The organism is Pseudomonas sp. No.117, assembly GCF_054558395.1.
The window spans coordinates 167,084-181,539 of sequence record NZ_BAAJNP010000008.1 but is presented as its reverse complement, the minus strand read 5'-3'; the positions used below and the strand labels follow the sequence as shown (position 1 = coordinate 181,539).

The following is a 14,456-nucleotide window of genomic DNA, read 5'->3' as shown; positions in this document are numbered from 1 at the left end:
CCCCTCCCATTCAAGGCGGCGATGGCGGCAGTCATTTTTCTGCCATAATTCGCGCCTGCCAACTGTCGACGTATCCCCATGTTCGAACTTTTCAGCGGACTCCACGCCTGGGTCGCCATCAGCCTCGTCCTGGCCCTGGCCTTCGTGCTGGCCTTTGAATTCATCAATGGCTTCCACGACACCGCCAATGCCGTCGCCACGGTGATCTACACCAAGGCAATGCCGCCGCATCTCGCGGTGCTCTTCTCCGGCATCTTCAACTTCCTCGGGGTGCTGCTCGGCGGCGTCGGCGTGGCCTATGCCATCGTCCACCTGCTGCCGGTGGAGCTGCTGATCAACGTCAACACCGGCCACGGCCTGGCCATGGTGTTCTCTCTGCTCGCCGCGGCCATCACCTGGAACCTGGGTACCTGGTACTTCGGGATCCCGGCGTCCAGCTCCCATACGCTGATCGGCTCCATCCTCGGCGTGGGCGTGACCAACGCGCTGCTGACCGGCATCCCGATGAGCGAAGGCGTCAACTGGCAGAAGGCGATCGACATCGGCCTGTCGCTGATCTTCTCGCCGCTGGCGGGCTTCGCCGTCGCCGGCCTGCTGCTCATCGCCCTCAAGCGCTGGCGACCGCTGTCGAAGATGCACAAGACGCCCGAGCAGCGCCGCGAGCTGGATGCCAAGAAGCACCCGCCCTTCTGGAACCGGCTGATGCTGGTCCTCTCGGCGATGGGCATGAGCTTCGTGCACGGCTCCAACGATGGCCAGAAAGGCATCGGCCTGATCATGCTGGTGCTGATCGGCATCGTCCCGGCCAAGTTCGTGCTCGACCTGGACAGCACGACCTACCAGATCGAGCGCACCCGCGACGCTGCCATCCACCTGGGGCAGTTCTATGACCGCCAGGGTGACAACCTCAAGGAGTTCCTTGCCGAGGTACCGGGCAATCGCGACCTGCCGCAGGAATTCCGCTGCGCCCCGCACATGACCGTGCCGACGCTTAAGGCGCTGCTGGCCGACCTGGACGGCATCACCGACTACCGCGCCATGAGCGACGACCATCGCCAGCAGGTGCGGCGCTACCTGCTGTGCCTGGACGACACCGCCAAGAAGGTCAGCAAGCTGCCGGTGCTGACGGCCCGGGACCGCGACGACCTCAGTCGGCTGCGCAAGGACCTCACCAGCACCACCGAATACGCCCCCTTCTGGGTCATCATCGCCGTCGCCCTGGCACTGGGCATCGGCACCATGGTCGGCTGGCGCCGCGTAGTACTGACGGTGGGCGAGAAGATCGGCCGCCAGGGCATGACCTACGCCCAGGGCGTCAGCGCCCAGGTGACGGCGGTGGCCGCCATCGGCATGGCCAACGTCTTCGCCCTCCCCGTCTCCACCACCCACGTCCTGTCGTCAGGGGTGGCCGGTACCATGGTCGCCAATCGCAGCGGTCTGCAAGGCAGCACGGTGCGCAACATCCTCATGGCCTGGGTGCTGACCCTGCCCGCCTCCATGGCGCTGTCCGCCGGCCTGTTCTGGCTGGCCCACCTGTTCCTCTGATCCAGCCTGGCCGGGCGATGCAGCCGCATCGCCCGGCTACACCCCTCGTCGGGAACGCCCGAACAGCTCCGCTATTGACGTGTCTAGAGAAGTGTGTCCAGCAGCGACACCTTTTCCGAGACAGCCGTACGGTGAACGTCAATGACTCCTGCGACCTACATCCTTCTTCTCGTGCTTGGCTGGCTGGCCCTGTCGCTGGCCATACTCTGGGCCATGCTGCGCCTGGCCCGTCGGTCCCGCCCGCTCACGGATACCTCCCGGGCGATGCCGAGGCAACTGCCGTCCGCACCTGTCACCACGCGCAAGCACCTGGCCTGCTGACGAGGTCGAACACCAGGCGTGACGAAGCGCCCTCGACGCCGTGGCAGCGCGCGGGGAAAAAGGGTGGATTCTTGTCGTTATTCGAAGGGAATTGATTCGGGCGAATCAGGTGAGCAGGGTATTTTCCTGAGCGCTGCGGCTCATTTGCTCGAGGATCTGGTCTTGCTGCTGCGGGGTCAGGGTGTCCCAGCAGTGGTGCTTGATGAACAGGCCAACGCCAAAGGCGATGTACAGCGACAGGGCGACGATGACGAGCGTTTCCAGCCCGACGATGGCCCAGGAACGACTCTTGGACGCATTGTCCTTGGTTTTCATAACGACCTCATGAGATTTAGAGGGACAATAGTTTAGTCCCTTAAGCAACTTCCGTGCAGCGCCAGACGACGATTGGTCAAGCCTCTTGACCTGCCTTGGCCGTCTGCGAAAGTCAGGTCGGCGCCAACCTCCTGCCACTCCCGCCCTCCCGCCGCGGCATGAATGCACGCCAGGCGTCGCGCTGATATACTCCCGCGACTGACGGGTCGCTGCAGGCCCTGCCGGTTCCGCTGGCTATATCGGCCGACCGCGCAATTTCCGCAGCGACGCTTTGTCGCATGACCCGTCCATCGCCGCCGCGCCTGATGCGCGGCCCGATAACGCCTTCTTGGGGCGTCTATCGACTCAAGGGTCGATCCTCGCTCGCCCGGCTTCGCGCCACAGCTGTGATAAAGAGGAGTTAAAGCAAGACATGTCCACCACGTCGAAGATCATCTACACCCTGACCGACGAAGCGCCCGCCCTGGCGACCTATTCGCTGCTGCCCATCGTCGAGGCCATCACCGCCTCGTCCGGCGTCGCCCTCGAAACCCGTGACATCTCCCTTGCCGGCCGCATCATCGCCCTCTTCCCCGAGTACCTGAAGGAAGAGCAGCGCATCTCCGACCACCTCGCCGAACTCGGCGAACTGGCCACCACTCCCGAAGCCAACATCATCAAGTTGCCCAACATCAGCGCCTCGGTGCCGCAGCTCAAGGCCGCGATCAAGGAACTGCAGGGCCAGGGCTATGCCCTGCCGGACTACCCGGACGAACCCAAGGACGATAAGGAAAAGGACGTCAAGGCGCGCTATGACAAGGTCAAGGGCAGTGCCGTGAACCCGGTCCTGCGCGAAGGCAACTCCGACCGCCGCGCGCCCCTGTCGGTCAAGAACTACGCCCGCAAGCATCCCCATCGCATGGGTGCCTGGAGCGCCGATTCCAAGTCCCACGTCGCCCACATGGACGCCCATGACTTCTATGGCAGCGAGCGCTCGGCCACCATCGAGAACGCTGGCAGCCTGAAGATCGAACTGATCGGCAAGGACGGCAGCAGCAAGGTCCTGAAAGAGAAGACCGCGGTCAAGGCCGGCGAGATCGTCGACGCCTCGACCATGAGCCGCAAGGCTCTGCAGAGCTTCATCGCCGCCCAGATCGAAGACGCCAAGGCCCAGGGCGTGCTGTTCTCCGTGCACCTGAAGGCCACCATGATGAAGGTCTCCGACCCCATCATGTTCGGCGTCATCGTCGGCGAGTTCTACAAGGACGTGCTGGCCAAGCACGAGACCGCCCTGAAGGAAGCTGGCTTCGACCGCAACAACGGCATCGGCGATCTCTACGCCCGTCTGTCCAGCCTGCCGGAAGCCACCCAGGCCGCCATCAAGGCCGATTTCGACGCCCAGTACGCCCAGCGCCCGGCCTTGGCCATGGTCAACTCCGACAAGGGCATCACCAACCTGCACGTGCCGAGCGACGTCATCGTCGACGCCTCCATGCCGGCCATGATCCGTGACTCCGGCAAGATGTGGAACGCCGAAGGCAACCTGCAGGACACCAAGGCCATCATCCCCGACCGCTGCTATGCCGGCGTCTACCAGGTGGTGATCGAGGACTGCAAGCAGCACGGCGCCTTCAACCCCAGCACCATGGGCAGCGTGCCGAACGTCGGTCTGATGGCGCAGAAGGCCGAGGAATACGGTTCCCACGACAAGACCTTCCAGATCCCCGCCGACGGCACCGTGCGCGTGACCGACGACCAGGGCAAGGTGGTCTTCGAGCATCCGGTGGAAGCCGGTGACATCTGGCGCATGTGCCAGACCAAGGACGCGCCGATCCAGGACTGGGTCAAGCTCGCCGTCAACCGTGCCCGTGCCAGCGGCACCCCGGCGATCTTCTGGCTGGACCAGAACCGTGCCCACGACGCCCAGGTCATCGCCAAGGTCGAGCGCTACCTCAAGGACCACGACACCAACGGCCTGGACATCCGCGTCCTGGCGCCCGAGGAAGCCACTCGCGTCTCCCTGGAGCGCATCCGCAAGGGCGAGGACACCATCTCGGTGACCGGCAACGTCCTGCGTGACTACCTGACCGACCTCTTCCCCATCATGGAACTGGGCACCAGCGCCAAGATGCTGTCCATCGTCCCGCTGATGAACGGCGGCGGCCTGTTCGAGACCGGTGCCGGCGGTTCCGCGCCCAAGCACGTCCAGCAGTTCGTGCAGGAAAACCACCTGCGCTGGGATTCCCTGGGCGAGTTCCTGGCCCTGGCCGAATCCCTCAATCACCTGGGCGAGACCACCGGTAACGCCAAGGCCAAGGTACTGGCCAAGACCCTGGACCAGGCCAACGGCCAGTTCCTCGACAGCAACAAGTCGCCGTCGCGCAAGGCGGGCGAACTGGACAACCGCGGTAGCCATTTCTACCTGGCACTGTACTGGGTCCAGGCCCTCGCCGAGCAGAACGACGACGCCGAACTGAAGGCCCAGTTCGCGCCAGTGGCCCAGTCGCTGACCGCCGACGAAGCCAAGGTGGTCGCCGAGCTGAATGGCGTCCAGGGCCAGCCGGTGGACATCGGTGGCTACTACCATCCCGACCAGGCGAAGGCCAGCCAGGCCATGCGTCCGAGCGCCACGCTCAACGCCGCCCTGGCCCAGCTCAAGGGCTGAGCCAGAGGGCTGCGTCTGCAGCCTGAATGGGTGATCACAGCGAACCCCGGCCCCGGCCGGGGTTCGCTGCATTTGGGGCACGCAAAGCTTAAGGCGTATACTGCGCTATTACCGATAGCGGAGTCCGAGATGGATTGGCACGCCCACGTCACCGTGGCCACCGTGGTGGAAGACGCCGGTCGCTTCCTGCTGGTGGAAGAAGAGAAGCAGGGTCGCCTGGTGCTTAACCAGCCGGCCGGGCACTTGGAGCCGGGCGAGAGCCTGATCGAGGCGGCGCGGCGCGAAACCCTGGAAGAAACCGCCTGGCAGGTGGAGATCCTGGGCGTGATCGGCATCGGCCTCTATGTCGCCCCGGCCAATGGCGTCACCTACTATCGCACGGCCTTCCATGCCCGCCCCCTGGCCCACCAGCCGGAGCGCGCCCTGGACGCCGACATCACCCGTGCGGTGTGGCTGACCCTCGACGAGATCCGCGCCGAGCAGGCCCGGCTGCGCAGCCCCCTGGTCTTGGACGCCATCGAGAAGTATCTGGTCGGGCACCGCTATCCCCTGTCGATGATCGTAGATATGAGAGGTTTTTGAAGTGAACGGCACCCGCGTCATCGTCGGCATGTCCGGCGGAGTGGATTCCTCGGTCTCGGCCCTCTTGCTCAAGGAGCAGGGCTATCAGGTCGAGGGCCTGTTCATGAAGAACTGGGACGAGGACGACGGCACCGAGTACTGCACGGCCAAGGAAGACCTGGCCGACGCCCAGGCGGTCTGCGACCGCATCGGCATCAAGCTGCACACGGCCAACTTCGCCGCCGAGTACTGGGATCACGTCTTCGAGCACTTCCTCGCCGAATACAAGGCCGGCCGGACGCCGAATCCGGACATCCTCTGCAACCGCGAGATCAAGTTCAAGGCCTTCCTCGACTACGCCCTGGCCCTGGGCGCCGACCTGATCGCCACCGGCCACTATGTGCGCCGTCGCGACGTCGACGGCCAGACCCTGCTGCTCAAGGGCCTGGACGCCAACAAGGACCAGAGCTATTTCCTCCACGCCGTGGGTGGCGAGCAGCTGGCGCGCACCCTCTTCCCAGTGGGCGAACTGGAAAAGCCCGAGGTCCGCGCCATCGCCGAGCTGCACGGCCTGGCCACCGCGCGCAAGAAGGACTCCACCGGCATCTGCTTCATCGGCGAGCGTCGCTTCAGCGACTTCCTCAAGCAGTACCTGCCGGCGCAGCCAGGCGCCATAGAGACCACCACCGGTGAGGTCATCGGCCAGCACCATGGCCTGATGTACCACACCATCGGCCAGCGCCAGGGCCTGGGCATCGGCGGCATGAAGGACGCCGGTGACGAGCCGTGGTACGTGCTGAGCAAGGACCTGACCCGCAACGTGTTGGTCGTCGGCCAGGGCAATGCCCATCCCTGGCTGTTCGCCGAAGCCCTGACCGTCGGCGAGATGTTCTGGGTCAACGACCTGGACCTCGCCCAACCGCGGCGCCTCACCGCCAAGGTGCGCTACCGCCAGCAGGACCAGCCCTGCCAGATCGAGCGCCAGGGCGCCGGCTACCGGGTGGTCTTCGACGAACCCCAGCGCGCCGTGACCCCCGGCCAGTCGGTGGTCTTCTACGACGGCGACGTCTGCCTGGGCGGCGGCGTGATCGAACACTATCAACCCGCCTGCGCCGAGGCGCCCGCCGCATGAATCGCACCCAGGAACAACTTATCGCCCTGGGCGGCGTCTTCCAGGCCGCCGTGCTGGTCGACCAGCTGGCACGCACCGGCCAGGTCGCGGAAGAACCCCTCGCCTGTCTGCTCGGCAGCCTGCTGGTGCGCGATCCGGGCAGCACCCTGGAGGTCTACGGCGGCCATGTCGCGCCCTTGCGCGAGGGCCTCGGCGCGCTTTCCAGCACCCTGGAGCGCAATCCCAACAGCCTGCAGCGCGAGCCCCTGCGCTATGCCCTGGCGATGACTGCCCTGGAACGCAAGCTGGAGAAGCGCGGCGACCTGCTCGACCTCATCGGCCGGCGCCTCACCCAGATCCAGTCCCAGGTCGAGCACTTCGGTGTCGCCCACGAGAACGTCATCGCTGCCTGCGGGGGTCTCTACGAGGACACCCTGAGCACCTTCAAGCAGCGCATCCAGGTGCACGGCGAAATGCGCTATCTGCAGCAATCCGCCACCGCCTCGCGGGTGCGTGCCCTGCTGCTGGCCGGCATTCGCTCGGCCCGCCTGTGGCGCCAGCTCGGCGGCCATCGCTGGCAGCTGGTGCTCAATCGCCGCAAGTTGCTCGACAACCTCTACCCGCTGCGCAACGCCTGATCCCGGACCGGCCGGTGGCGGTACTAAAGCCCTGGCCTTTGCGTGTAGAATTCCGCCCCTTTCTCCCCCGCTACCAAGAGAATGCCCATGCAGCTCTCCTCGCTCACCGCCGTATCGCCCATCGACGGCCGTTACGCCGGCAAGACCGCCGCCCTGCGCCCCATCTTCAGCGAATTCGGCCTGATCCGTTTCCGCGCCCAGGTCGAGGTCCGCTGGCTGCAGCGCCTGGCCGCCCACGCGGGCATTCCCGAGGTCGCACCCTTCTCCGCCGAGGCCAATGCCCTGCTGGACAAGCTGGCCACCGAGTTCAGCGTCGAGCAGGCGCAGCGGGTCAAGGACATCGAGCGCACCACCAACCACGACGTCAAGGCTATCGAGTACCTGCTAAAGGAAGAAGTCGCCAATCTGCCCGAGCTGGCCGCGGTGAGCGAATTCATCCACTTCGCCTGCACCTCCGAGGACATCAACAACCTGTCCCATGCGCTGATGCTGCGTGAAGGCCGCGACCAGGTGCTGCTGCCGCTGATGCGCCAGATCGCCGGCGAGATCCGCGTGCTGGCCCACCGCTTCGCCGACGTGCCCATGCTCTCGCGCACCCATGGCCAGCCCGCCTCCCCCACCAGCCTGGGCAAGGAACTGGCCAACGTGGTTTATCGTCTGGAGCGCCAGATCGAGCAGATCGCCGCCATCCGCCCGCTGGGCAAGATCAATGGCGCGGTGGGCAACTACAACGCCCACCTGTCCGCCTATCCGGACGTCGACTGGGAGGCCAATGCGCGCACCTTCATCGAAGACGACCTCGGCCTGACCCTGAACCCCTACACCACCCAGATCGAACCGCACGACTACATCGCCGAGCTGTTCGACGCCATCGCCCGCTTCAACACCATCCTGATCGACTTCGACCGGGACGTCTGGGGCTACATCTCCCTCGGCTACTTCAAGCAGAAGACCGTCGCGGGCGAGATCGGCTCCTCGACCATGCCGCACAAGGTCAACCCCATCGACTTCGAGAACTCCGAAGGCAACCTGGGCATCGCCAACGCCATCCTCCAGCACCTGGCCAGCAAGCTGCCGATCTCCCGCTGGCAGCGTGACCTGACCGACTCCACCGTGCTGCGCAACCTGGGCACCGGCCTGGCCCACGGCGTGATCGCCTACGAAGCCACCCTCAAGGGCATCGGCAAGCTGGAACTGAACGCCGCGCGCATCGCCGAAGACCTGGATGCCTGCTGGGAAGTCCTCGCCGAGCCGGTGCAGACCGTGATGCGTCGCTACGGCGTGGCCAACCCCTACGAGAAGCTCAAGGAGCTGACCCGTGGCAAGGGCATCAGCGCCAGCGCCCTGCAGGACTTCATCGATGGCCTGGAAATCCCCGAGGCGGCCAAGGCCGAACTGCGCCAGCTGACCCCGGCCGGCTATATCGGTAATGCTGCCGAGCAGGCCCGTCGGGTCTGAGAACCTGCCCACGATCTGCTGCGCGTCGGCCAAACGGCGTTGAAAATGCCTTCGGAATGCTCATTTACCACTCGTAAACTCCGCTTCCTCAGGCCTTTTCGCCTTGTTTGGCTCTAGCTCGCGAGATCATGAACAGGTTCTGAGGCTGCTTTCTTTCTCACGCCCGGCACCGCCGGGCGTTTTTCATTGCGCGAGGTGTGCATGAACCCGGATCAACCCCTGCAACTGCTCGGCGGCCTGACCGCCGGTGAATTCCTGCGCGACTACTGGCAGCAGAAACCCCTGCTGATCCGCCAGGCCATCCCGGACTTCCAGAGTCCCCTGGAGCCCGACGAGCTGGCCGGCCTGTCGCTGGAAGAGGAAATCGAATCCCGCCTGATCATCGGCCAGGACCGCACCTGGGAACTGCGCCGCGGCCCGCTGCCGGAAGATACCTTCGCCAGCCTGCCCGAACGCGACTGGACCCTGCTGGTGCAATCGGTCGACCAGTTCGTCCCCGAAGTCGCCGAGGTGCTGGAGGCCTTCCGCTTTCTGCCCAGCTGGCGCGTCGACGACATCATGATCAGCTATGCCGCTCCCGGCGGTGGCGTCGGCCCGCATTACGATCACTACGACGTCTTCCTGCTGCAGGGCCATGGCCGCCGCCGCTGGCGCATCGGCCAGCCGTGCACGGCCGACAGCCCGCTGATCGAGGGCCTAGAACTGAAGATCCTCGCCGACTTCCAGCAAACCGACGAATGGGTGCTGGAACCGGGTGACATGCTCTATCTGCCGCCGGGCCTGGCCCACGACGGCATCGCCGAAGACGAGTGCATGACCTACTCCATCGGCTTCCGCGCACCCAGCGCCGGCGAGGTACTCACCCACTTCACCGACTTCCTCAACCAGTTCATTCCCGAGGACGAGCGCTACAGCGACGCCGGCTGCGCTCCGGCCAGCGAGCATCCCGCCGAGATCCCCCCCGAGGCCATCGAGCGCCTGCGCGGCCTGATGGAGCGCCACCTGAGCGACGATCGCCTGCTGCTTGCCTGGTTCGGCCAGCACATGACCGAGCCGCGCTATCCGGAGCGCGTCGCTGGGGAAAATCTCAGCGCCAAGCAATTGCTCAAGGAGCTCGGCGAAGGCGCCCTGCTGATGCGCAACCCCAGTGGCCGCCTGGCCTGGAGCCGCCTGGAGGACGAGGTGATGGTCTTCGCCAGCGGCCAGAGTCGCCTGCTGCCCATGCGACTGCAACCGCTGCTCGACCTGCTATGCTCGGCGGAGGTGCTGCACGAAGCCAACCTGGCACCCTGGCTGCAGGACGACGACGCCCTGCGCCTGATCCGCGAGCTGCTCCAGCAGGGCAGCCTGATCTTCGCGGGAGAAGACGACGAAGACTGACAGGAGCTGCGATGGACGAGTCCCTTGCCGATCTGACCCTGGACGGCTTGCCCGAACCCCGGCTCGGTGAGGACCTCGCCTTGCGCCTGGAGGGCCTGGCGGCCCTGCGCGAACACAGCCTGCGCCTGATCACTCAGGGCCGGCGCCAGCTGTGCATCCAGACGCCCGATCTCGAAGGACCTGTGTACGATCACGCCGAGATCGAGGCCGCCATCAAGCGCCTGCTGCTCGGCCATCCCCGGCACCAGGTGCGCATCCTGGTCAACGACAGCGCCAGCGCCGTGCGCCAGGGGCATCGCCTCGTCGCCCTGGCACAGCGCCTGACCAGCAACCTGCTGATCCGGCGGCCACCAGCCGACCAGCAACCGGAAGGCGCCTGCCTCATCATCGACGACCAGGCACTGCTGCGGCGTACCAGCAGTGCCCCCACGGGTTTCGTCCGCTACGGCGATCGTGCGGCGGTGAAGGTCCAGCAACAGCTCTTCGACCGCCTCTGGGCGATCAGCCAGCCCGATCAGGAATTACGGAGGATGCTGCTGTGAGACGTCTGCTCGCGCTAGGCATGCTGCTGGCCAGCACCGCCTGGGCCACCCCGAGAACCGAGGTCATGCCACTGCAGTACCGCACGGCCGACGAGCTGCTGCCCACCCTGCAGTCCGTGCTCGGTGCCGAAGGCAAGGTCAACGTCTATGGCAACCAGCTGATCGTCAACGCCGAGCCGGCCCGGCTCGCCGAGATCAGGAATCTGCTGGCGCAACTGGATACCCAGCCGCGCCGCCTGCTCATCACCCTCGCCACCCGCGCCGGTAGCTCGGGCACCGGCCAGGATTACCGCGTAGCGGGCAACCTGCAGGCACCCCAGGTGCGCATCATCGAGGACAGCACCGACCAGCGGGAGGATGGCGCCCAGCGGGTCCAGGTCACCGAGGGTTATCCGGCCTTCATCCGCTTCGGCGAAGACGTCCCCGTGACCACCTACCAGACCTCGCCCTACGGCCAGACCTCCGCCCAGACCGACTATCGCCGACTCGAACGCGGCTTTCAGGTCACCGCTCGTCTGAGCGGGAATCTGGTGCATCTGGACATCAGCAGCGTCGATGACCACGCTGCCACCCGGCAACCCGGCGCCATCCAGACCCAGAGCGCCACCACCCGCCTCAGCGGTCCGCTCGGCCAGTGGCTGGATCTCGGCGGCTTTCGCCAGCAGGCGGCGGACGACCGCGCCGGCCTGACCCGGTACTACTCCACCGAAGGCCGCCACGACCGCCAGCTGAGCATCCGCGCTGACCTGCTCGACTGAGGCAGCGAACTCTCGCGCCGCTCTGCAATCTAGTTTCCAGGACCAACAGACAAATAGTTGAGAATAATTCTTATATTCATTCTCATATAAAACGAAAGTTCTGTTTAATTTGATTCAAGGCAGTCAAATAGAATCTTTTTAATCCAATAAATTTACAGAATGAATCGATAGAGCATAAAATCTGTCTGTCTTGCGACACCGTGTCGCACTGATAGCGCCTGATACCCAATAATTAAGGATTCAAAGCATGTCTGAGTCGATCAGCCTACTGACCCACAACTGGAGCTTCGCGGTATTTCTCCTGGGCGTGGTTGGTCTGATCGCCTTCATGCTCGGAGTCTCGAGCCTGCTCGGCAGCAAAGCCGTGGGCCGCAGCAAGAACGACCCCTTCGAGTCCGGCATCGTCCCCACCGGGGGTGCCCGTCTTCGTCTCTCTGCCAAGTTCTACCTGGTCGCGATGCTCTTCGTGATCTTCGACGTCGAAGCCCTCTTTCTCTTCGCCTGGTCGGTGTCCATCCGTGAATCGGGATGGGCCGGCTTCGTGGAAGCCTCCATTTTCATAGCAATTCTGTTGGCGGGTCTTGTCTACCTGTGGCGAATCGGAGCGCTCGATTGGGCGCCTGCGAGCCGTCGCGAGCGGCAGGCGAAGTCGAAACAATGAGGCTTTGGCAATGCAATACAATCTCACCCGGATCGATCCCGATGCGGCAGTAGACCGCTATCCGGCCGGCCAGCGGGAAACCGTGGCCGACCCCGTCGAAAGTCAGGTCAACCGCAGCATCTTCATGGGCAAGCTCGAAGATGTCCTGCGGGGCGCGGTCAATTGGGGACGCAAGAATTCCCTGTGGCCGTACAACTTCGGCCTGTCCTGCTGCTATGTGGAAATGACCACCGCCTTCACGGCGCCCCACGACATCGCCCGCTTCGGCGCCGAAGTCATCCGGGCCTCGCCGCGTCAGGCCGACTTCATGGTCATCGCCGGCACCCCCTTCATGAAGATGGCCCCGGTCATCCAGCGCCTGTACGAGCAGATGCTGGAACCCAAGTGGGTGATCTCCATGGGCGCCTGCGCCAACTCCGGCGGTATGTACGACATCTACTCGGTCGTTCAGGGCGTGGACAAGTTCCTGCCCGTCGACGTCTACGTGCCCGGCTGCCCGCCTCGCCCCGAAGCCTTCCTCCAGGGCCTGATGCTCCTGCAGGACTCCATCGGTGAAGAACGCCGCCCCCTTTCCTGGGTGGTGGGCGACCAGGGTATCTACCGCGCCGAGATGCCTTCGCAGCGCGAGCAGAACCGCGAGCGCCGCATCCAGGTCACCAACCTGCGCAGCCCAGACGAAGTGTAAGTCCCCTTCGGGACCTGCACGCTGACGACGATCGATTAGCGACGGAACATCATGACCGCAGACACCGCTCTGTCCGCCTCTGCGCTCGCCCCTGCCGGCGAAGCGTCGGTGGTTGGCGAACTCCAGGGCCAATTCGGCGCCGACACCCTGACCCTGCAAGACACCCGTACCGGCATGCCGGTGATCTGGGTGGCACGCGAACGAATCATCGAAGTACTGCGCTTCCTGCGCAATCTGCCCCGCCCCTACGTCATGCTCTATGACCTGCATGGGGTGGACGAGCGGCTGCGGACCCACCGCCGCGGCCTGCCCAACGCGGACTTCACCGTTTTCTACCACCTGCTGTCCATCGACCGTAATAGCGATGTAATGCTCAAGGTGGCCCTCTCCGCCAACGACCTGCGCCTGCCCACCGCCACCGGCATCTTCCCCAATGCCAACTGGTACGAGCGGGAAGTGCTGGACATGTACGGCATCCACTTCGACGGACACCCGCTGCCCAAGCGCATGCTGATGGCCGACAACTGGCAGGGTCATCCGCTGCGCAAGGACTATCCGGCGCGCGCCACCGAGTTCGATCCCTATGCGCTGAATGCCGCCAAGCAGGACCTCGAACAGGAAACCCTGAGATTCAAGCCCGAGGAATGGGGCATGAAGGAGCATGCGGAGAATTCCGACTTCATGTTCCTCAACCTTGGTCCGAACCACCCCTCCGCCCACGGTGCCTTCCGCATCATCCTGCAGCTGGACGGCGAAGAGATCGTCGACTGCGTGCCGGAGATCGGCTACCACCACCGCGGCGCCGAGAAGATGGCCGAGCGCCAGTCCTGGCACAGCTACATCCCCTACACCGACCGGATCGACTACCTGGGTGGGGTGATGAACAACCTGCCCTACGTCCTCTCGGTGGAAAAGCTCGCCGGCATCAAGGTGCCGTCGCGGGTCGACTTCATCCGCGTGATGATGGCCGAGTTCTTCCGCATCAACAGTCACCTGCTGTACCTGGGTACCTATATCCAGGACGTCGGTGCCATGACCCCGGTGTTCTTTACCTTCACCGACCGTCAGCGCGCCTACAAGGTGATCGAAGCCATCACCGGCTTCCGCATGCACCCCGCCTGGTTCCGCATCGGCGGCGTGGCCCATGACCTGCCACGTGGCTGGGACAAGCTGGTCCGCGAATTCCTCGATTGGATGCCCAAGCGTCTGGACGAGTACGAAAAGGCCGCGATGAAGAACAGCATCCTCATCGGCCGGACCAAGAACGTCGCCGTCTACAACACCAAGGAAGCCCTCGAGTGGGGCGTCACCGGTCCCAACCTGCGCGCGACCGGTCTGGACTTCGACCTGCGCAAGGCCCGCCCCTACTCCGGTTACGAGAACTTCGAATTCGAAGTGCCCATCGCCCACAACGGCGACTGCTACGACCGCGGCATGCTGCGCGTCGAGGAAATGCGCCAGAGCCTGCGCATCATCGAGCAGTGCCTGCAGCACATGCCCGAGGGCCCGTACAAGGCGGATCACCCGCTGACCACGCCGCCGCCCAAGGAGCGCACCCTGCAGCACATCGAGACCCTGATCACCCACTTCCTGCAAGTGTCCTGGGGTCCGGTGATGCCGGCCGGCGAAGCCTTCCAGATGATCGAGGCGACCAAGGGCGCCAACAGCTATTACCTGACGAGCGATGGCAGCACCATGAGCTACCGCACCCGCATCCGGACGCCGAGCTTCCCGCATCTGCAGCAGATCCCGGCCGTCATCCGCGGCAGCATGGTGTCCGACCTGATTGCCTACCTGGGCAGTATCGACTTCGTCATGGCCGACGTGGACCGCTGAG

General features: G+C 64.7%; 13 protein-coding genes. 12 read left to right on the top strand and 1 reads right to left on the bottom strand.

Going from position 1 to position 14,456, the window contains the following annotated elements; translation table 11 throughout:
• Positions 1–78 precede the first annotated feature (78 nt).
• Positions 79–1,545 carry an inorganic phosphate transporter gene (locus tag ACYJP6_RS20065; RefSeq protein ID WP_459477193.1) on the top strand — a complete coding sequence of 489 codons (1,467 nt, stop codon included), beginning with the start codon at positions 79–81 and terminating at the stop codon, positions 1,543–1,545.
• A gap of 426 nt (positions 1,546–1,971) precedes the next feature.
• Here the strand turns inward: ACYJP6_RS20065 and ACYJP6_RS20060 are convergent, their stop codons facing one another.
• Positions 1,972–2,181, bottom strand: coding sequence for a hypothetical protein (locus ACYJP6_RS20060; protein ID WP_145008979.1), 210 nt, complete (start codon positions 2,179–2,181; stop codon positions 1,972–1,974).
• 412 nt (positions 2,182–2,593) lie between these two features.
• On the opposite strand from ACYJP6_RS20060, the gene ACYJP6_RS20055 reads away from it, so the two are divergent.
• From ACYJP6_RS20055 to nuoC, 11 genes are all read left to right on the top strand, one after another.
• Positions 2,594–4,825 (top strand): NADP-dependent isocitrate dehydrogenase, encoded by a 2,232-nt coding sequence (locus tag ACYJP6_RS20055; RefSeq protein WP_459477190.1) that lies wholly within the window; start codon positions 2,594–2,596, stop codon positions 4,823–4,825.
• Between the two features lie 129 nt (positions 4,826–4,954).
• The gene (locus ACYJP6_RS20050) at positions 4,955–5,407 is read left to right on the top strand and encodes an NUDIX hydrolase (RefSeq protein WP_459477188.1); all 453 of its coding nucleotides are present in this window, start codon (positions 4,955–4,957) and stop codon (positions 5,405–5,407) included.
• 1 nt (position 5,408) lies between these two features.
• Entirely contained in the window at positions 5,409–6,518 is a 1,110-nt protein-coding gene (gene mnmA / locus ACYJP6_RS20045; protein ID WP_459477186.1) for a tRNA 2-thiouridine(34) synthase MnmA, read from the top strand.
• A complete protein-coding gene (hflD, locus tag ACYJP6_RS20040; RefSeq protein WP_459477184.1) occupies positions 6,515–7,135 on the top strand; it encodes a high frequency lysogenization protein HflD in 621 nt (206 codons plus the stop codon). Before mnmA ends, hflD begins: the two co-directional genes overlap by 4 nt.
• 87 nt (positions 7,136–7,222) lie before the next feature.
• Positions 7,223–8,593: an adenylosuccinate lyase gene (gene purB, locus ACYJP6_RS20035; RefSeq protein WP_459477182.1), complete on the top strand. Its 1,371-nt coding sequence runs from the start codon at positions 7,223–7,225 to the stop codon at positions 8,591–8,593.
• 201 nt (positions 8,594–8,794) lie between these two features.
• Entirely contained in the window at positions 8,795–9,973 is a 1,179-nt protein-coding gene (locus tag ACYJP6_RS20030; RefSeq protein WP_459477181.1) for a ribosomal protein uL16 3-hydroxylase, read from the top strand.
• An 11-nt stretch (positions 9,974–9,984) separates the two neighbouring features.
• On the top strand, positions 9,985–10,515 hold the full coding sequence (locus tag ACYJP6_RS20025; RefSeq protein WP_459477180.1) for a DUF7931 domain-containing protein: 531 nt from the start codon (positions 9,985–9,987) through the stop codon (positions 10,513–10,515).
• Positions 10,512–11,273 (top strand): secretin N-terminal domain-containing protein, encoded by a 762-nt coding sequence (locus tag ACYJP6_RS20020; protein WP_459477179.1) that lies wholly within the window; start codon positions 10,512–10,514, stop codon positions 11,271–11,273. Before ACYJP6_RS20025 ends, ACYJP6_RS20020 begins: the two co-directional genes overlap by 4 nt.
• 247 nt (positions 11,274–11,520) lie before the next feature.
• Complete coding sequence (locus ACYJP6_RS20015) at positions 11,521–11,934, top strand: NADH-quinone oxidoreductase subunit A (RefSeq protein ID WP_007158885.1); 414 nt, start codon at positions 11,521–11,523, stop codon at positions 11,932–11,934.
• Between the two features lie 10 nt (positions 11,935–11,944).
• A complete protein-coding gene (locus ACYJP6_RS20010) occupies positions 11,945–12,619 on the top strand; it encodes a NuoB/complex I 20 kDa subunit family protein (protein ID WP_007158886.1) in 675 nt (224 codons plus the stop codon).
• A 51-nt stretch (positions 12,620–12,670) separates the two neighbouring features.
• Positions 12,671–14,455 carry an NADH-quinone oxidoreductase subunit C/D gene (nuoC, locus tag ACYJP6_RS20005; RefSeq protein WP_459477176.1) on the top strand — a complete coding sequence of 595 codons (1,785 nt, stop codon included), beginning with the start codon at positions 12,671–12,673 and terminating at the stop codon, positions 14,453–14,455.
• Position 14,456 lies beyond the last annotated feature (1 nt).